At 68.4% G+C, this 15872-nt stretch carries 25 protein-coding genes; 2 read left to right on the forward strand and 23 right to left on the reverse strand.

Annotation, left to right across the window (positions count from 1 at the left end):
• Positions 1-42: 42 nt before the first annotated feature.
• From rplR to rfbB, 23 genes are all read right to left on the reverse strand, one after another.
• Complete coding sequence (gene rplR / locus ABT238_RS01935; RefSeq protein ID WP_350561925.1) at positions 43-426, reverse strand: 50S ribosomal protein L18; 384 nt, start codon at positions 424-426, stop codon at positions 43-45.
• A 3-nt stretch (positions 427-429) separates the two neighbouring features.
• On the reverse strand, positions 430-969 hold the full coding sequence (gene rplF / locus ABT238_RS01940) for a 50S ribosomal protein L6 (protein WP_350561923.1): 540 nt from the start codon (positions 967-969) through the stop codon (positions 430-432).
• Positions 970-991: 22 nt separating this feature from the next.
• The gene (rpsH, locus tag ABT238_RS01945; RefSeq protein WP_030055831.1) at positions 992-1399 is read right to left on the reverse strand and encodes a 30S ribosomal protein S8; all 408 of its coding nucleotides are present in this window, start codon (positions 1397-1399) and stop codon (positions 992-994) included.
• A 272-nt stretch (positions 1400-1671) separates the two neighbouring features.
• On the reverse strand, positions 1672-1857 hold the full coding sequence (locus tag ABT238_RS01950; RefSeq protein WP_030055830.1) for a type Z 30S ribosomal protein S14: 186 nt from the start codon (positions 1855-1857) through the stop codon (positions 1672-1674).
• 4 nt (positions 1858-1861) lie between these two features.
• Positions 1862-2431, reverse strand: a complete 570-nt coding sequence (gene rplE, locus ABT238_RS01955; RefSeq protein WP_350561921.1) for a 50S ribosomal protein L5 — start codon at positions 2429-2431, stop codon at positions 1862-1864.
• Positions 2431-2742, reverse strand: a complete 312-nt coding sequence (gene rplX / locus ABT238_RS01960) for a 50S ribosomal protein L24 (RefSeq protein WP_100892787.1) — start codon at positions 2740-2742, stop codon at positions 2431-2433. Before rplX ends, rplE begins: the two co-directional genes overlap by 1 nt.
• A 15-nt stretch (positions 2743-2757) precedes the next feature.
• The gene (rplN, locus tag ABT238_RS01965) at positions 2758-3129 is read right to left on the reverse strand and encodes a 50S ribosomal protein L14 (protein ID WP_030232481.1); all 372 of its coding nucleotides are present in this window, start codon (positions 3127-3129) and stop codon (positions 2758-2760) included.
• A gap of 102 nt (positions 3130-3231) precedes the next feature.
• On the reverse strand, positions 3232-3504 hold the full coding sequence (gene rpsQ / locus ABT238_RS01970; RefSeq protein WP_014136278.1) for a 30S ribosomal protein S17: 273 nt from the start codon (positions 3502-3504) through the stop codon (positions 3232-3234).
• Complete coding sequence (rpmC, locus tag ABT238_RS01975) at positions 3504-3728, reverse strand: 50S ribosomal protein L29 (protein WP_350561919.1); 225 nt, start codon at positions 3726-3728, stop codon at positions 3504-3506. The genes rpsQ and rpmC overlap by 1 nt, the downstream gene beginning before the upstream one ends.
• Positions 3728-4147: a 50S ribosomal protein L16 gene (rplP, locus tag ABT238_RS01980; RefSeq protein WP_030232476.1), complete on the reverse strand. Its 420-nt coding sequence runs from the start codon at positions 4145-4147 to the stop codon at positions 3728-3730. The genes rpmC and rplP overlap by 1 nt, the downstream gene beginning before the upstream one ends.
• Before the next feature lie 5 nt (positions 4148-4152).
• Positions 4153-4977 carry a 30S ribosomal protein S3 gene (gene rpsC / locus ABT238_RS01985; protein WP_097237487.1) on the reverse strand — a complete coding sequence of 275 codons (825 nt, stop codon included), beginning with the start codon at positions 4975-4977 and terminating at the stop codon, positions 4153-4155.
• Positions 4977-5324 (reverse strand): 50S ribosomal protein L22, encoded by a 348-nt coding sequence (gene rplV / locus ABT238_RS01990; protein WP_095874452.1) that lies wholly within the window; start codon positions 5322-5324, stop codon positions 4977-4979. The genes rpsC and rplV overlap by 1 nt, the downstream gene beginning before the upstream one ends.
• Positions 5325-5381: 57 nt before the next feature.
• Positions 5382-5663 carry a 30S ribosomal protein S19 gene (gene rpsS / locus ABT238_RS01995; RefSeq protein ID WP_035848164.1) on the reverse strand — a complete coding sequence of 94 codons (282 nt, stop codon included), beginning with the start codon at positions 5661-5663 and terminating at the stop codon, positions 5382-5384.
• 11 nt (positions 5664-5674) lie between these two features.
• Complete coding sequence (gene rplB / locus ABT238_RS02000; protein WP_030232466.1) at positions 5675-6511, reverse strand: 50S ribosomal protein L2; 837 nt, start codon at positions 6509-6511, stop codon at positions 5675-5677.
• 36 nt (positions 6512-6547) lie between these two features.
• Positions 6548-6865, reverse strand: coding sequence for a 50S ribosomal protein L23 (rplW, locus tag ABT238_RS02005; protein WP_030300381.1), 318 nt, complete (start codon positions 6863-6865; stop codon positions 6548-6550).
• The gene (rplD, locus tag ABT238_RS02010; RefSeq protein WP_350561916.1) at positions 6865-7542 is read right to left on the reverse strand and encodes a 50S ribosomal protein L4; all 678 of its coding nucleotides are present in this window, start codon (positions 7540-7542) and stop codon (positions 6865-6867) included. The genes rplW and rplD overlap by 1 nt, the downstream gene beginning before the upstream one ends.
• 4 nt (positions 7543-7546) lie before the next feature.
• Entirely contained in the window at positions 7547-8194 is a 648-nt protein-coding gene (rplC, locus tag ABT238_RS02015) for a 50S ribosomal protein L3 (protein ID WP_350561914.1), read from the reverse strand.
• 14 nt (positions 8195-8208) lie between these two features.
• Positions 8209-8517, reverse strand: a complete 309-nt coding sequence (gene rpsJ / locus ABT238_RS02020; RefSeq protein WP_012785157.1) for a 30S ribosomal protein S10 — start codon at positions 8515-8517, stop codon at positions 8209-8211.
• A 397-nt stretch (positions 8518-8914) separates the two neighbouring features.
• Positions 8915-10720, reverse strand: a complete 1806-nt coding sequence (locus ABT238_RS02025) for a hypothetical protein (protein WP_350561912.1) — start codon at positions 10718-10720, stop codon at positions 8915-8917.
• A 54-nt stretch (positions 10721-10774) separates the two neighbouring features.
• The gene (locus ABT238_RS02030) at positions 10775-11167 is read right to left on the reverse strand and encodes a DUF2304 domain-containing protein (RefSeq protein ID WP_350561910.1); all 393 of its coding nucleotides are present in this window, start codon (positions 11165-11167) and stop codon (positions 10775-10777) included.
• A complete protein-coding gene (locus tag ABT238_RS02035) occupies positions 11164-11853 on the reverse strand; it encodes a glycosyltransferase family 2 protein (protein WP_350561908.1) in 690 nt (229 codons plus the stop codon). Before ABT238_RS02035 ends, ABT238_RS02030 begins: the two co-directional genes overlap by 4 nt.
• Before the next feature lie 75 nt (positions 11854-11928).
• On the reverse strand, positions 11929-13278 hold the full coding sequence (locus ABT238_RS02040; protein ID WP_350561906.1) for a lipopolysaccharide biosynthesis protein: 1350 nt from the start codon (positions 13276-13278) through the stop codon (positions 11929-11931).
• The gene (gene rfbB, locus ABT238_RS02045; RefSeq protein ID WP_350561904.1) at positions 13275-14252 is read right to left on the reverse strand and encodes a dTDP-glucose 4,6-dehydratase; all 978 of its coding nucleotides are present in this window, start codon (positions 14250-14252) and stop codon (positions 13275-13277) included. The genes ABT238_RS02040 and rfbB overlap by 4 nt, the downstream gene beginning before the upstream one ends.
• A 117-nt stretch (positions 14253-14369) precedes the next feature.
• On the opposite strand from rfbB, the gene rfbA reads away from it, so the two are divergent.
• Both rfbA and ABT238_RS02055 read left to right on the forward strand, forming a co-directional pair.
• The gene (rfbA, locus tag ABT238_RS02050; RefSeq protein WP_350561902.1) at positions 14370-15245 is read left to right on the forward strand and encodes a glucose-1-phosphate thymidylyltransferase RfbA; all 876 of its coding nucleotides are present in this window, start codon (positions 14370-14372) and stop codon (positions 15243-15245) included.
• Complete coding sequence (locus ABT238_RS02055; protein WP_350561900.1) at positions 15242-15841, forward strand: dTDP-4-dehydrorhamnose 3,5-epimerase family protein; 600 nt, start codon at positions 15242-15244, stop codon at positions 15839-15841. Before rfbA ends, ABT238_RS02055 begins: the two co-directional genes overlap by 4 nt.
• Positions 15842-15872 lie beyond the last annotated feature (31 nt).

Genomic DNA, 15872 nt, shown 5'->3' on the forward strand with positions numbered 1-15872 from the left:
TACCTCTCTCGATTACGTCCGCCGACAGAGTCGACGAGCGGCTTAGAAGTCGAGCCCGGCCTCACGGGCCGCGTCCGCCAGGGCGGCGATGCGGCCGGCGTACCGGTTGCCCGCGCGGTCGAAGACGACCGACTCGATGCCGGCGGCCTTGGCGCGCTCGGCGACCAGGCTTCCGACCTTCTTGGCCAGCTCGGTCTTGTCGCCCTCGGTGCCCTTGATGGACACGTCGAGGGTGGACGCCGACGCCAGGGTGTGACCCTTGGCGTCGTCGATGACCTGGGCGACCATGTGGCGGTTCGAGCGCGTCACGACGAGACGCGGACGCACCTCGGTGCCGACGATGCGCTTGCGAACGCGGATCGCGCGGCGCTTGCGAGCGGCGCTCTTGTAGGCGTTGCCCTTGCCGATCTTGACAGAGACGCTCATCGCTTACTTACCACTCTTTCCGACCTTGCGGCGGATGACCTCGCCCGCGTACTTGACGCCCTTGGCCTTGTACGGGTCGGGCTTGCGCAGCTTGCGGATGTTCGCGGCGATCTCGCCGACCTTCTGCTTGTCGATGCCGTCCACGTGGAACTTGGTGGGGGACTCGACGACGAAGGAGATGCCCTCCGGCGCGGTGACCAGGATGGGGTGGCTGTAGCCGAGCGAGAACTCCATGTCGGAGCCCTTCGCCGCGACGCGGTAGCCGACACCGCTGATCTCCAGCGACTTGCGGTAGCCCGCGGTCACGCCGGTGATCATGTTCGCCACCAGCGTGCGGGTCAGGCCGTGCAGGGCCTTCGAGCGACGCTCGTCGTTCGGGCGGGTGACGACAACGGTGCCGTCCTCGCCCTTGCCGATCTCGATCGGCTCGGCGACGAAGTGGGTGAGCGAGCCCTTCGGGCCCTTCACCGAGACCGCCTGGCCATCGATGGTGACGTCCACACCAGCGGGAACCTGGATGGGCAGCCGTCCAATGCGCGACATTGCTGTACCTCCCTTTCCCGAATTACCAGACGTAGGCGAGAACTTCTCCGCCTACGCCCTTCTTGGCGGCCTGCTTGTCAGTGAGGAGACCCGAGGACGTGGAGATGATCGCCACGCCCAGGCCGCCGAGCACCTTCGGCAGGTTGGTGGACTTTGCGTAAACGCGCAGACCCGGCTTGCTGATGCGCTTGATGCCGGCGATGGAGCGCTCACGGTTGGGGCCGAACTTGAGCTCGATGGTCAGCTTCTTGCCGACCTCGCCCTCAACGGGCTCCTCAACCTTGTAGGAGGAGATGTAACCCTCCTGCTGCAGGATCTCGGCGACGTGCGCCTTGATCTTGCTGGCCGGCATCGCCACGGAGTCGTGGTACGCCGAGTTCGCGTTACGCAGACGCGTGAGCATGTCTGCGATGGGGTCGGTCATGGTCATGATGGCCTCAGGCCTCTCTCGCCGTGGTTTCTCCGCACCAGGTCCCCCTGCCGCACTCCGAGGAGTCCGACAGGGGCACAAGCGCAGGGGACCTGCGACGTAGTAAGACTGGGATGCGAGCCCTCCCCCGGGGGGAAGGCCACGGTCGCCCATGGAGACGCCGTGACAGGGGGCCCGACCCCACAACCTTACGGGATTCCGTACGGCAGCCCAAAAATGAGCGGTGTGGGATCGGGCACCTCTGTGTCGCTGGTGTGCCTAGGGCTGCTGGATTACCAGGAGCTCTTGGTCACGCCCGGCAGCTCGCCGCGGTGCGCCATCTCACGGAGGCAGACACGGCACAGGCCGAACTTGCGGTACACCGAGTGCGGACGGCCGCAGCGCTGGCACCGGGTGTAGGCCCGGACGCCGAACTTCGGCTTGCGCTCGGACTTCGCGATGAGGGACTTCTTCGCCATTGGCTCACGCCTCCTTGAACGGGAAGCCCAGGGCGCGCAGGAGCGCCCGGCCCTCGTCGTCGGTCTGAGCGGTGGTCACGACGGTGATGTCCATACCGCGCTGACGGTCGACCTTGTCCTGGTCGATCTCGTGGAACATAACCTGCTCGGTCAGACCGAAGGTGTAGTTGCCACGGCCGTCGAACTGCTTCGGGGAGAGGCCACGGAAGTCACGGATACGCGGCAGGGCCAGCGACACCAGACGGTCCAGGAACTCCCACATGCGGTCACCACGGAGGGTGACGTGGGTGCCGATCGGCTGGCCCTCGCGCAGCTTGAACTGCGCGATGGACTTACGAGCCTTGGTCACGGCCGGCTTCTGACCCGTGATGGCGGTCAGGTCGCGGATCGCGCCCTCGATCAGCTTGCTGTCACGGGCGGCCTCGCCGACACCCATGTTGACGACGACCTTGACCAGGCCCGGCGTCAGCATGACGTTCTCGTACGAGAACTGCTCCTGCAGCTGGCCCTTGACCTCGGAGTTGTACTTCTCCTTGAGGCGGGGGGCCACCTTCTCAACAGACGTCTCAGACATCAGATGTCCTCACCGGTTCGCTTGGCAACGCGGATCTTGTTGCCCTCGTCGTCGAAGCGGTAGCCAACGCGGGTGACGACCTTCTTGCCGTCCTTCTCCACGACCAGCTGGACGTTGGAGACGTGCACCGGGGCCTCGACGGTGACGATGCCACCCTGAGTGCCCGGACCCGGCTTGGTGTGCTTCTTGACCCGGTTCACACCCTCGACCAGGACCTTGTTCTCGGCCGGCAGGGCCTGGATGACCTTGCCCTGCTTGCCCTTGTCCTTGCCGGTGATGACCTGAACCAGGTCACCCTTCTTGATCTTCATGCTGTTCGCCATGGGTTAGAGCACCTCCGGCGCCAGCGAGATGATCTTCATGAACTTCTTGTCGCGCAGCTCGCGGCCCACCGGGCCGAAGATGCGGGTACCGCGGGGGTCACCCTCGGTGTTCTTGAGGACGACGGCGGCGTTCTCGTCGAACCGGATGTAGGAACCGTCCGGACGACGGCGCTCCTTCACGGTGCGGACGACGACGCACTTGACGACGTCACCCTTCTTCACCGAACCACCGGGGATCGCGTCCTTGACGGTCGCGACGATGACGTCCCCGATGCCGGCGTAGCGGCGACCGGAGCCACCGAGAACACGGATGCAAAGGATCTCCTTGGCACCAGTGTTGTCGGCAACACGCAGTCGCGACTCCTGCTGGATCACAACGTTCTCCTGATCGTCAACGAGAGTCGACGGGCCGGCCGCTGCTCACACCGGCGCCCGCGCGGGGCCCGCTGCACATACGGCCGTACCTCATCGGCTTCGTTACTTGGCCTTCTCGAGGATCTCGACGACGCGCCAGCGCTTCGTCGCGGACAGCGGCCGGGTCTCCATGAGGAGGACACGGTCGCCGACACCGCACGCGTTCTGCTCGTCGTGCGCCTTCAGCTTGTTCGTACGGCGGATGACCTTGCCGTACAGAGCGTGCTTGACGCGGTCCTCGACGGCGACGACGACGGTCTTGTCCATCTTGTCGCTGACGACGAGACCCTCACGGGTCTTGCGGAAACCGCGCGTCTCGTTGGTGTTCTCAGTCATCAGGCGCTCTCCACCGTCTCGATGCCCAGCTCGCGCTCGCGCATCAGGGTGTAGATCCGCGCGATGTCCTTACGGACGAGCTTGAGCCGTCCGTGGTTGTCGAGCTGCCCGGTCGCCGCCTGGAAGCGGAGGTTGAACAGCTCCTCCTTGGCCTCGCGCAGCTTGGCAACGAGACCCTCGTTGTCCAGCTGGCGGAGGTCAGCAGCCTTGGTAGCGGCCGACATCAGCTCTCACCGTCCTCGCGCCGGACGATCCGGCACTTCATCGGCAGCTTGTGGGCGGCGCGGGTGAGCGCCTCACGAGCGACCTTCTCGTTCGGGTACGACAGCTCGAACATGACCCGACCCGGGTGCACGTTCGCGATCCACCACTCCGGCGAACCCTTACCGGAACCCATGCGGGTCTCGGCCGGCTTCTTGGTCAGCGGACGGTCCGGGTAGATGTTGATCCAGACCTTGCCGCCACGGCGGATGTGACGGGTGATCGCGATACGAGCGGACTCGATCTGACGGTTCGTCACGTAGGCCGGGGTCACGGCCTGGATGCCGAACTGGCCGAACGCCAGCTCGGTGCCACCCTTGGCAGCGCCACGGCGCTTCGGGTGGTGCTGCTTGCGGTGCTTGACCCGACGGGGGATCAGCATTGCGGTCAGGCCTCCGTTCCGGTGTTCTCGGCAGCCGGAGCCTCGACGGCCGGGGCCGCGGGGGCCTCGGCGGCGGCGGGACGACGGCCACGGCCACCGCGCTCGCCACCACGGCGCTCGCCACCGCGGGCGGGACGACCACCCTCGGGACGGGCCGGGCGGTTGCCCGAGCGGGCAGCGGCGTTCTCAGCGCGGACCTCGGCGATGTTCTTGACGTCGCCCTTGTAGATCCAGACCTTCACGCCGATGCGGCCGAAGGTGGTCTTGGCCTCGAAGAAGCCGTAGTCGACGTTCGCGCGCAGGGTGTGCAGCGGCACACGGCCCTCGCGGTAGAACTCCGAACGGCTCATCTCGGCGCCGCCGAGACGACCGGAGCACTGGACCTTGATGCCCTTGGCGCCGGACTTCATGGTGCCCTGCATCGACTTGCGCATGGCACGGCGGAAGGAGACGCGGGAGGACAGCTGCTCCGCGACGCCCTGAGCCACGAGCTGGGCGTCCAGCTCGGGGTTCTTGACCTCGAGGATGTTCAGCTGGACCTGCTTGCCGGTCAGCTTCTCGAGGTCGCCGCGGATGCGGTCGGCCTCGGTGCCACGGCGGCCGATGACGATGCCGGGGCGAGCGGTGTGGATGTCGACGCGGACGCGGTCGCGGGTGCGCTCGATCTCGACCTTGGAGATGCCGGCGCGCTCCATGCCCTTCGTCATCATGCGACGAATGGCAACGTCTTCCTTGACGTAGTCCTTGTACAGCTTGTCGGCGTACCAGCGGGACTTGAAGTCCGTGCTGATGCCGAGGCGGAACCCGTGCGGGTTAACCTTCTGGCCCATTACCGGGTCCCTTCCTTGCTGCTGACGACCACGGTGATGTGGCTGGTCCGCTTGCGGATCCGGTAGGCACGGCCCTGGGCACGCGGACGGAACCGCTTCAGGGTCGGGCCCTCGTCAACGTACGCCTCGGAGATGTAGAGGTCGTCCACGTTGGAGTGGTTGTAGTTGTGCGCGGCGTTGGCGATGGCGCTGTCGAGCACCTTGCCGACCGGCACGGTGGCGGCCTGCGGAGCGAAACGCAGGACCGCCTGGGCCTCCGTGGCCGGCAGGCCGCGGATGAGGTCCACCACGCGGCGGGCCTTCATGGGCGTCACGCGGATGTACCGCGCCTGTGCCCTGGCTTCCATGGTTGTCCCCTTAATGGAGTAAGTCATTGAGTCGATCTGGCGGTGAAGCTCAGGCGACTAGCGACGCTTCGACTTGCGGTCGTCCTTGACGTGGCCGCGGAAAGTGCGGGTCGGAGCGAACTCGCCCAGCTTGTGGCCGACCATCGACTCGGTGACGAACACCGGGACGTGCTTGCGACCATCGTGAACCGCGATCGTGTGGCCGAGCATGCTCGGGGAGATCACGGAGCGGCGGGACCAGGTCTTGATGACGTTCTGCGTGCCGGCCTCGTTCTGCGCGTCCACCTTCTTGATGAGGTGGCCGTCGATGAAGGGGCCCTTCTTAAGACTGCGCGGCATCTGACCTGCTCCTAGCGCTTCTTGTTGGTCTTGCGGCGGCGCACGATGAGCTTGTCCGACGCCTTGTTCGGGCGACGGGTACGGCCCTCGGGCTTACCCCACGGCGAGACCGGGTGGCGACCACCGGAGGTCTTACCCTCACCACCACCGTGCGGGTGGTCGATCGGGTTCATGGCGACACCACGCACGGTCGGGCGGACGCCCTTCCAGCGCATACGGCCGGCCTTGCCCCAGTTGATGTTCGACTGCTCGGCGTTGCCGACCTCGCCGACGGTCGCACGGCAGCGCGCGTCGACCAGGCGGATCTCACCGGAGGGCATGCGCAGGTGCGCCATCTTGCCCTCACGCGCCAGCAGCTGGATGCCGGAACCGGCCGAGCGGGCCAGCTTGGCACCGCCACCGGGACGCAGCTCCACCGCGTGGATGGTGGTACCGACCGGGATGTTGCGCAGCGGCAGGTTGTTGCCCGGCTTGATGTCGGCGCCAGCGCCGTTCTCGATCCGGTCACCCTGCGCGATGCCGCGCGGCGCGATGATGTAGCGCTTCTCGCCGTCCGCGTAGTGCAGGAGCGCGATGCGCGCGGTGCGGTTCGGGTCGTACTCGATGTGCGCGACCTTGGCCGGCACGCCGTCCTTGTCGTGACGACGGAAGTCGATCACACGGTAGGCGCGCTTGTGACCGCCACCCTGGTGGCGAGCGGTGACACGACCGGCGTTGTTACGGCCGCCCTTGCTGTGCAGCGGGCGAACCAGCGACTTCTCCGGCGTGGACCGCGTGATTTCGACGAAGTCGGCCACGCTCGAGCCACGACGGCCCGGCGTAGTCGGCTTGTACTTGCGGATACCCATTTTCGTCCTCGTCTTGATCGACGATCACGGCCTCCGTCAGGAGGTCGGACCACCGAAGATGTCGATGCGGTTGCCCTCGGCCAGCGTCACGATGGCGCGCTTGGTGTCCTTGCGCTTGCCAAAGCCCGTCTTGGAGCGCTTGCGCTTGCCCTGACGGTTGATCGTGTTGACAGCCTCGACCTTGACCGAGAAGACGGCCTCGACGGCCTGCTTGATCTGGGTCTTGTTGGCGCCCGGCGACACGATGAACGTGTACTTGTTCTCGTCGAGAAGGCTGTAGCTCTTCTCGGAGATAACCGGCTTCACCAGGACGTCACGGGGGTCCGTGAACGTCTTGCTCGTAACGTCGCTCATCAGGCGGCGCTCCCTTCGAGCTCGCCCTCAGCGGCAACGGCCTTGGCGGACGCGGCCGGACCGGCCACGAAACGCTCGAAGGCGGCCTGGGTGAAGACCACATCGTCGGAGACGAGCACGTCGTAGGTGTTCAGCTGACCGGCGTCCAGGATGTGGACGTTCGGCAGGTTGCGAGCGGACTTCAGGCCCAGCTCGTCCGCACGCTCGACGACCAGGAGGACGTTCTTGCGCTCGGTGATCTTGCCGAACAGGCTCTTGGCGGCCTTGGTCGACGGCGCCTCGGTCGCGGTCACGTCGGTGATGACGTGAATGCGGTTGTGGCGGGCCCGGTCGGTGAGCGCACCGCGCAGGGCGGCGGCGATCATCTTCTTCGGGGTCCGCTGCGAGTAGTCGCGCGGCACGGGACCGTGCACGACGCCACCGCCGGCGAACTGCGGCGCGCGGGTCGAGCCCTGACGGGCGCGGCCGGTGCCCTTCTGGCGGTACGGCTTCTTGCCGCCACCGCGGACCTCGCCACGCGTCTTGGTCTTGTGGGTGCCCTGACGGGCCGCAGCGAGCTGCGCCACGACGACCTGGTGCATCAGCGGAACGCTGACCTTCGCGTCGAAGATCTCGGCCGGGAGCTCAAGGCTGCCGGTCTTGTCGCCAGCCGGCGACAGGATGTCAATGGTGGTCATTTCCTCACAGCCCCTTCGCCGCGGTGCGGACGAGGACGAGGCCGCCGTTCGGGCCCGGGATCGCGCCCTTGATGAGGAGCAGACCCTTCTCCGCGTCGACCGCGTGAACGGTCAGGTTCTGGGTGGTCACACGCTCGTGGCCCATCCGACCCGCCATGCGCAGGCCCTTGAACACGCGGCCCGGGGTGGCGCAGCCACCGATGGAACCGGGCGAGCGGTGCTTGCGCTGGGTGCCGTGACCGGCGCCGAGACCACGGAAGTTGTGGCGCTTCATGACACCGGCGAAGCCCTTGCCCTTGGAGGTGCCGGTCACGTCGACCTTGACACCCGCCTCGAACACCTCGGCGGTGAGCTCCTGGCCCAGGGTGTACTCGGACGCGTCCGAGGTACGGATCTCGACCAGGTGGCGGCGCGGGGTGACGCCGGCCTTGGCGAAGTGGCCCGCGAGGGGCTTGTTCACCTTGCGGGGGTCGATCTCGCCGAAACCGAGCTGGACGGCGTCGTAGCCGGCCGAGCTGTCGGCGGTGTGGACCTGGGTCACGACATTCGGCCCAGCCTTGACGACGGTCACCGGGACGACCCGGTTGTTCTCGTCCCAGACCTGGGTCATGCCGAGCTTCTCGCCCAGGATGCCCTTAATCTGCTTAGCCATCTTCGGTGCGCCTCTCAGAGCTTGATCTCGATGTCGACGCCCGCCGGCAGGTCGAGACGCATGAGCGAGTCAACCGTCTTCGGCGTGGGGTCGAGGATGTCGATCAGACGCTTGTGAGTACGCATCTCGAAGTGCTCGCGCGAGTCCTTGTACTTGTGCGGCGAGCGGATGACGCAGTACACGTTCTTCTCAGTGGGCAGCGGCACCGGGCCCGCGACCTGCGCACCAGTACGGATCACCGTCTCGACGATCTTCTTCGCCGAGGAGTCGATGACCTCGTGGTCGTAGGCCTTGAGCCGGATGCGGATCTTCTGTCCCGCCATGGCTACTTTGTAGTCCTTCTGTCTTAGTCACTGCACGACCCCCGCCGACCCCCGCGCTCGGGCGTGTCGCACTCGCGCTTGCAAAAAACCGGCGATCAAATCGTCGGTTTCGAACTTTCGGGGAGGGGGGAACCGGGCCGAGGCCCCGCACACGCTTCCCGGAAGATTCCCGTACTTTCGCCCCGCAGCTGCCGTGGCGTAACACTCACGCTTGACGGCCATCACGGGAACGACGAGTACGTGGGACTCGCTTCCGGTCCTCCCGGCGGGAGGCGCGCAGCATCGGCACTCAACCGAGCAACTTGGACATACTGCCACAGGCGTGAGCCGGAAAGCCAATCGGGGCCGGTGAGGCGCACCTCACCGGCCCCGACGCGCTCGCGCGGGCTGCTCCCGGCTACTTGGCCGGGCCGTTGTCCCAGGGAGCGCGGCGGCCGCAGACCGCCTTCCAGTCCTCGGTCGGGACGCCGGCGCACCAGACGAACTTCTTGTCGTCCTTGTCCGGGGTCCAGTCCTTGATGATGATGTCCGCGCAGGTCGAGACGGGCGCGTACCGCGGGCAGCTGCCGTCGGCCTTCTTGATGGTGTGCGCGCGCCAGGCGTCGAGCCCCATCGTCCCGGCCTTCTCGTCCTCCGGCATGTACCGGTTGACCGACCAGGAGGCGCCCATGGTGCCGAACAGCGCGAGGGCGCAGACCAGGCCCGCGGCGAACTGGCGCAGCATCCGGCCGGAGAGCACCGACGAACCGGCCGGCGCGTCGTCCTTGCGCAGCACCCGCTCCAGCCAGCCGCTGCCGCGGTGGTAGGCGGCCATCAGGCCCAGCACGGCGAGGATCATCAGGCAGTACAGGATGATCCAGGTGGTCCGGGGGTACAGCGCGACGGTCCCGGTCTGCGCCATCTTCCCGGCGAAGGTGAACCGCATCAGCCAGGCGCCGGCCAGCACGGCGGCGGCCGTGCGCACCGCGAGGCTGCGCAGCCCCAGCCCGAGGCCGAGCCCGACGCCGACGATCAGCAGCACGGCGAAGCCGCTCTGGCCGGCCAGCTCGCCCGAGACCGGGTAGTTGTGGTAGGTGGTCTGGCCGACCCGGTCGGACATCCAGCCCATGATGTAGGTCGGGTCGGTGTAGACCATGATGTAGCCGTACCGGTCCGGGACGTCCGCCCCGATCGTGGCCAGCTGGTAGAGCAGCGGCGAGCCGACGATCCCGGCGCTCACCACGGTGGTGCCGATCAGCGCGAGCCCGTTGCGCACGGCCGTGCGCCCCCCGCGCCAGGGGAAGACGAAGAGCGTCAGCACGGCGATGCCGGGAGCCGACCACAGGTACCAGCCGGAGTACCAGAGGAACAGCAGGCCGAAGACCACGCCGAAGCCCAGACCGCGCAGCAGCGCCGTGCGGGTCGACATCTCGCCGGCCCGGCGGACCTCGCGCAGCACCGCGGTCAGCAGCGGCACCAGCATGATCATCACGACGTGGCTGTACGGGCGGATCGGGTCCAGGAAGACCACCGCGGCCGGCAGCGCGATCAGCAGCGCCCAGAACGGCCGCAGCAGCAGCCGCCAGGCCAGGTAGCTCATCGGCCCGACCAGCGCGCTGAAGAGGATCTGCAGGTCGTGCAGGGCGAAGCCCTCACCGCCGACCCCGTGGTAGCGGATCTTCGCCCAGAGCGCGATCAGCGCCGGGAAGCCGGGCGGGTAGACCCCGGGCAGGCCCTTGTCGTCCAGCATCCCGGTGGCCATGTGGACCAGGACGCTCGGGTCGCCCTCCTGGCCGCCGAGCGGCCAGGGGGTCCCGTTGAGGGCGACCACGACACCGCCGGCGATCACGCCGGTCGACAGGCCGGCCAGCGCGGCGCAGACCAGCCGCTGGGTGAGCCGGTGCCGGCGCAGGGTGCCCCGGTAGGCGGTGAACAGCAGCACCGCGAGCAGCGGCAGGCCGACGATCGCGACGTACTGCTGGATCTTCGCCAGCCCGCTGACCTGGCCGATCCGGTTCAGCGGGTTGACGTCGATCCGGCTGCAGAGCAGCGTGAAACCGAGGGCCGCGACGACGCTGACCACGACCTCGGCGGTGATCTGGGCCCAGCGCCGGGTCAGCAGGCCGGGCCTGGCCTCCCCCGCCGGAGCGACCGGGGCGGCCGCGCCGGCGGGTTCGAGCTCCGGACTCTCGGTACTGACCGTTCCGGCGGCCAGGTTCGTCATCTCAGTCCCTTTTCCGTCGGACGGGTTGTACGGGTGCGCCCCGCGGGGTGCGGACTACCGCTCGGAGCCGACCGGGAGGACGGCGTCGTCCTCGGCGAAGCGCTCCTTGTTGACCCGCTGGCCGTCGTTGACGGCGACGGTGCGGGCCAGGTCGGTGAGCTTCTTCTCCAACGAGCGGAAGCGCATGAAGGTGTTCAGCGTCATGAAGGCCATCGCCACCACGAGCAGGTAGAGCACCAGGTCGGTGCCGCGCCCGACGCCCAGCTTGTTGGCGATCCAGGTGACGTCCTGCGGCCGGAGGACGGCGTACACGTTGGCGATCACGAAGGCGAAGAACGCCATCCGCTTCCACGCACGGGTGTGCGCGGCGTCCCAGCGGCGGATGAAGGCGTACACGAGCACGCCCGTGCCGGCCATGAGGAGCAGCTGGATCCAGAGGTACTTCACTTGCGGCCACGCTCCCTGAGCGAGATGTCGAAGAGGATGTTGACGCCGTTGATCAACGACTGGCCCTTGGAGCGGGAGTACTCGGTGTACAGGATGTCCACCGGGACCTCCATGACGCGCAGGTCCGAGGAGGCCAGCGTGGCCACGATCTCGGAGGCGTGAGCCATGCCGTTCATGGTGATGCGAAGCGCGGACGCGGCCTTGCGGTTGATCACCCGCAGGCCGTTGTGCGAGTCCGTCAGGTTGAGCTTGCGCGCGGTGGGACTGATCGTCGCCGCGGTCCGCAGGACCACGCGCTTGATCCACGGCACCTCGCCGGTCTGCTCGATGAAGCGGGAGCCGAGGACCACGTCGGCCTCGTCGGCCCGGAGCAGGGCGACCATCTTCTCGACGTCGTGCGTCTGGTGCTGGCCGTCCGCGTCGAAGGTGGCGAAGTACTTGGCGCCCGGCTGCTTGAGCGCGTAGTTGAAACCGGTCTGCAGCGCGGCGCCCTGGCCGAGGTTGACCGGGTGCTGCACGAGGTGCGCGCCGGTGGTCATGATGGTCTCGGCCGAGTTGTCGGTCGAGCCGTCGTCGATCACGACGATGTTGGGGAACGTCTTGCGCGCGTTCTCGATCACATCGGCGATGACGGTTCCCTCGTTGTAGGCGGGGATGACCAGCCACACATCGTCATAGTCGGACATCGTGACTCCATGCCGCGTCGTGCAGCCGCGGATCGCGGCGGGATCGGATGATGGTGGGGAGCTGCGCCTTGACGGTCATACCGAATCCACGAGCGAGGGGCGGACCGGGCCGCCCTGGTCGGCCGGCGCGCCGGGCGACCGCCGCAGGAAGGTCAGCCACAGTGCGGCGAGCATGCAGCAGACCGCGGCCAGCGAACCCATAGTGTAGGCGAGGCAGACCCGGGTCGCGATCGGTCCGGGCAGCAGGGTGGTGACGATCAGGGCAACGGTTCCCACCGCCCAGCCGAGCAGTTGGAGACGGTGGCGGTGCAGGACGAGCAGCGCCTGGCCGAGCACCATGGCGAGCATGTAGCACAGCGTGCCGGCCGACATCCAGAGGAAGTCCAGCGAGCCGAGCACGTCGTCGGCCTTGAAGAGCACCTGGATCAGCCACGGCCCGAGCAGGGTCGCGGGGATGCCGCCCGCCACGCCGAGCACGGTGACCACACCGCAGGTGCGCGCGAGCAGCTTGGAGAATCCGGCCCGGTCGCCGGCCGCCGCCGCGGTGGACAGCCCGGCCAGCAGCGAGGCCTGGAGCGAGCCGAAGACGAACAGCGGCACCCGGGCGAGGACGACGGCGTTCAGCAGGCCGGCCACCAGGGCGGCGTCGTCCGGCGCGAGCAGCTTGGTGGAGACCACCGCGACGTTCACGACCACCTGGGACAGCAGGGTGGAGGCGATCAGCGGGGCCAGGCCCGAGGTGAGGGTGGACCACTTGACCGCCGGTCCGGCCTGGACCCCGGCGAGCAGCGGCCGGAGCGTGGCCACCACGCCCACCAGCGGCGCGACGGTGAGGATCAGCGCGAAGGCGAGCGGCGAGCGGACGCCGGCCAGCGCGCAGCCGACCGCCAGCGCGATGCGCAGCGCGCCGTCCACCGCGAGCTGGGTGCCGTACGCGCCGAACCGGTCGAGGCCGGCCAGCACGCCGCGGCTGACGTTGCTGACCGCCATCGCGCCGAAGGCCGCGGCCAGCGCCACCACCATGCTGCGGTGGCCGTCGAAGAAGGTGTCCGCGAGCGGGCGGGCGGCGACCGCCATGCCGGCCACCAGCACCACCAGCATCCCGGCGGTGAGCAGCAGGATCCGGCGGACGACCGGCGCGGTGCCCTGGCCGCCGGCCCGGCGGGCGGCGACGATCCGGGTGAGCTCCTGCTCGACCGGGAAGAAGAGCCCGAGGCCGACCCACATGAGGATCGTCCAGAGCAGCGAGACCAGGGCCATCTCCGGCTTGCCGAGGCTGTAGCCGGCCGCCATCAGGTGGACGTAGGAGGCGGCGCCGAGCAGCACCGTTCCCCCGATCACCAGCTGGGTGCCCGGGGGAAGAGCGCTGACGACCTTGGCCAGCGGGGAGCGGCGCGCGGGCGCCGCACTGCCCTGTTGGTTCACGACTGCTGCGCGGCCCTCACCTTGAGCGGCTCCCACCAGGCGCGGTTCTCGCGGTACCAGGCGATGGTCGAGGCGAGGCCCTCCTCGAAGGTGACCTGCGGCTCGTAGCCGAGCTCCTCGCGGATCTTGCTGATGTCCAGCGAGTAGCGCAGGTCGTGGCCCTTGCGGTCCTCGACCCGGTCGACCATGTCCCAGCCCTGGCCGGCGGCCTCCAGCAGCAGGCCGGTGAGCTCCTTGTTGGTCAGCTCGACGCCCCCGCCGATGTTGTAGACCTGGCCGGCCCGGCCCTTGCGCAGCGCCAGGTCGATGCCGCGGCAGTGGTCCGAGACGTGCAGCCAGTCGCGGATGTTGCCGCCGTCGCCGTACAGCGGGACGCGCTTGCCGTCGATCAGGTTGGTGGTGAAGAGCGGGATGACCTTCTCGGGGAACTGGTACGGCCCGTAGTTGTTGGAGCAGCGGGTGACCACCACGTCCATGCCGTGGGTGCGGTGGTACGCCAGCGCGAGCAGGTCCGAGCCGGCCTTCGAGGAGGAGTACGGGGAGTTCGGCGCGAGCGGCCACTCCTCGGTCCAGGAGCCCTCGGTGATGGAGCCGTAGACCTCGTCGGTGGAGACGTGCACGAAGCGGCCGACGCCGTGCTTGCGGGCCGCGTCCAGCAGCACCTGGGTGCCGACGACGTTGGTCATCACGAACGGGCCGGCGCCGGCGATGGAGCGGTCGACGTGCGACTCGGCCGCGAAGTGCACGACCGCGTCATGGCCCGGCATGGCCTGGTCGACGGCGTCGATGTCGCAGATGTCGCCGCGGACGAAGGAGTAGCCCGGGTGGTCCGCGACGGGCGCGAGGTTCTCCTCGACGCCGGAGTAGGTCAGCTTGTCGAAGACGGTGACGCGCGCCGCGGGATCCGCCGACAGCAGCGCGCGGACGAACTGGGACCCGATGAATCCGGCGCCGCCGGTGACGAGGATACGCATAGTGCGGCTGAGTATAGTGCGCGCGCGCAGACCCTCTTCCCGGGGTCCGGGACGGTGATGCGTGGGCGTCCGAAGGCGGTTGTGGCCGGGGACGGCAGGCCACGTAAGGTGTGCGCCATGCGCGGCATTCTTCTTGCGGGCGGCACCGGTTCCCGCCTCTGGCCCCTCACCCGGGCAGTCTCGAAGCAGCTCCTCCCGGTCTTCGACAAGCCGATGATCTACTACCCGCTCTCGACGCTGATCATGGCGGGCATCCGCGAGATCCTGATCATCACGACGCCCCAGGACAGGGAGCAGTTCGAGCGCCTGCTCGGCGACGGCTCGCAGCTCGGACTGGACCTCCAGTACGCCGTCCAGGAGCGCCCCGAGGGCATCGCCCAGGCCTTCGTGCTGGGCGCCGACTTCATCGGCGACGAGCCGGTCGCGCTGATCCTCGGCGACAACATCTTCCACGGCAGCGGCCTGGGCACGCGGCTCGCGCAGCGGACCGACCCCAAGGGCGGCATGGTCTTCGCGTACCCGGTGGCCGACCCGACCGCGTACGGCGTGGTCGAGTTCGACGAGTCCGGCCAGGTCATCTCCATCGAGGAGAAGCCGGTCCGGCCGAAGTCCCGCTACGCGGTGCCCGGCCTGTACTTCTACGACAACCGCGTGGTGGAGATCGCCCGCTCGATCACCCCGAGCGCCCGCGGCGAGCTGGAGATCACCGCCGTCAACGAGGCCTACCTGCAGCGCGGCGAGCTCCAGGTGACCGTCCTGGACCGCGGCACCGCGTGGCTGGACACCGGCACCTTCGTCTCGATGGTGCAGGCCTCGGAGTTCGTCCGGGTCATCGAGGAGCGCCAGGGCTTCAAGATCGGCTGCGTCGAGGAGGCCGCCTGGCGGGCCGGCTTCGTCTCGTCCGAGCAGCTGCGCGAGCTGGCGGAACCGCTGCTGAAGAGCGGTTACGGCCAGTACCTGGTGAACCTGCTCGACGAGGAGGCCGCCCGATGAAGTTCCGCGAGCTCTCGATCGAGGGCGCCTGGGAGATCACCCCGCAGCTGCACGGCGACCCGCGCGGCCTGTTCATGGAGTGGTACCGCTTCGACCGGCTGTCCGAGGTGGTCGGCCACCCGCTGCGGATGGCCCAGGGCAACCTCTCGGTGTCCGCCAAGGACGTCGTCCGGGGCGTCCACTTCGCCGACGTCGCGCCCGGCCAGGCCAAGTACGTCAGCTGCGTGCGCGGCGCCGTGCTGGACGTCGTCGTCGACCTGCGGGTCGGCTCGCCGACCTTCGGCCGCTGGGAGTTCGTCCGGCTCGACGACGTCGACCGCCGCTCGGTGTACATCTCCGAGGGCCTCGGCCACGGCTTCTGCGCGCTGAGCGACGACGCCACGCTCTCCTACGTCTGCTCCGAGACCTACAACCCGACCGGCGAGCACGCGGTGCACCCGCTGGACCCCGACCTGGCGATCGAGTGGCCGGCCGGCACCCCGCAGTTGTCCGCCCGGGACGCCGCCGCCCCGACCCTGGCCGAGGCCATCGAGACCGGCCTGCTGCCGGACTACGAGGAGTGCCTGCGCTACCGGCGTTCGCTCGCGGGCCAGTAGCCTTCTCGCCGTCCCCTCCTACCCGGAAAAC

This window comes from Kitasatospora sp. NPDC001527 (assembly GCF_040298605.1).
In the GTDB taxonomy this organism is placed as follows: Bacteria; Actinomycetota; Actinomycetes; order Streptomycetales; family Streptomycetaceae; genus Kitasatospora.

Coding starts and splice junctions, on each gene's coding strand:
- rplE (WP_350561921.1), bottom strand. CDS start 2,431: ATGTCTGAGACGTCTGTTGAGAAGGTGGCCCCCCGCCTCAAGGAGAAG.
- rplW (WP_030300381.1), bottom strand. CDS start 6,865: ATGAGCGACGTTACGAGCAAGACGTTCACGGACCCCCGTGACGTCCTG.
- rplB (WP_030232466.1), bottom strand. CDS start 6,511: ATGGGTATCCGCAAGTACAAGCCGACTACGCCGGGCCGTCGTGGCTCG.
- rplF (WP_350561923.1), bottom strand. CDS start 969: ATGTCGCGCATTGGACGGCTGCCCATCCAGGTTCCCGCTGGTGTGGAC.
- rplV (WP_095874452.1), bottom strand. CDS start 5,324: ATGGAAGCCAGGGCACAGGCGCGGTACATCCGCGTGACGCCCATGAAG.
- rplR (WP_350561925.1), bottom strand. CDS start 426: ATGAGCGTCTCTGTCAAGATCGGCAAGGGCAACGCCTACAAGAGCGCC.
- rfbA (WP_350561902.1), top strand. CDS start 14,370: ATGCGCGGCATTCTTCTTGCGGGCGGCACCGGTTCCCGCCTCTGGCCC.
- rplP (WP_030232476.1), bottom strand. CDS start 4,147: ATGCTGATCCCCCGTCGGGTCAAGCACCGCAAGCAGCACCACCCGAAG.
- ABT238_RS02055 (WP_350561900.1), top strand. CDS start 15,242: ATGAAGTTCCGCGAGCTCTCGATCGAGGGCGCCTGGGAGATCACCCCG.
- ABT238_RS01950 (WP_030055830.1), bottom strand. CDS start 1,857: ATGGCGAAGAAGTCCCTCATCGCGAAGTCCGAGCGCAAGCCGAAGTTC.
- rpsS (WP_035848164.1), bottom strand. CDS start 5,663: ATGCCGCGCAGTCTTAAGAAGGGCCCCTTCATCGACGGCCACCTCATC.
- rplC (WP_350561914.1), bottom strand. CDS start 8,194: ATGGCTAAGCAGATTAAGGGCATCCTGGGCGAGAAGCTCGGCATGACC.
- rpmC (WP_350561919.1), bottom strand. CDS start 3,728: ATGTCGGCCGCTACCAAGGCTGCTGACCTCCGCCAGCTGGACAACGAG.
- rfbB (WP_350561904.1), bottom strand. CDS start 14,252: ATGCGTATCCTCGTCACCGGCGGCGCCGGATTCATCGGGTCCCAGTTC.
- ABT238_RS02025 (WP_350561912.1), bottom strand. CDS start 10,720: ATGACGAACCTGGCCGCCGGAACGGTCAGTACCGAGAGTCCGGAGCTC.
- ABT238_RS02035 (WP_350561908.1), bottom strand. CDS start 11,853: ATGTCCGACTATGACGATGTGTGGCTGGTCATCCCCGCCTACAACGAG.
- rplD (WP_350561916.1), bottom strand. CDS start 7,542: ATGACCACCATTGACATCCTGTCGCCGGCTGGCGACAAGACCGGCAGC.
- rplX (WP_100892787.1), bottom strand. CDS start 2,742: ATGAAGATCAAGAAGGGTGACCTGGTTCAGGTCATCACCGGCAAGGAC.
- rpsQ (WP_014136278.1), bottom strand. CDS start 3,504: ATGACTGAGAACACCAACGAGACGCGCGGTTTCCGCAAGACCCGTGAG.
- rpsC (WP_097237487.1), bottom strand. CDS start 4,977: ATGGGCCAGAAGGTTAACCCGCACGGGTTCCGCCTCGGCATCAGCACG.
- rpsJ (WP_012785157.1), bottom strand. CDS start 8,517: ATGGCGGGACAGAAGATCCGCATCCGGCTCAAGGCCTACGACCACGAG.
- rpsH (WP_030055831.1), bottom strand. CDS start 1,399: ATGACCATGACCGACCCCATCGCAGACATGCTCACGCGTCTGCGTAAC.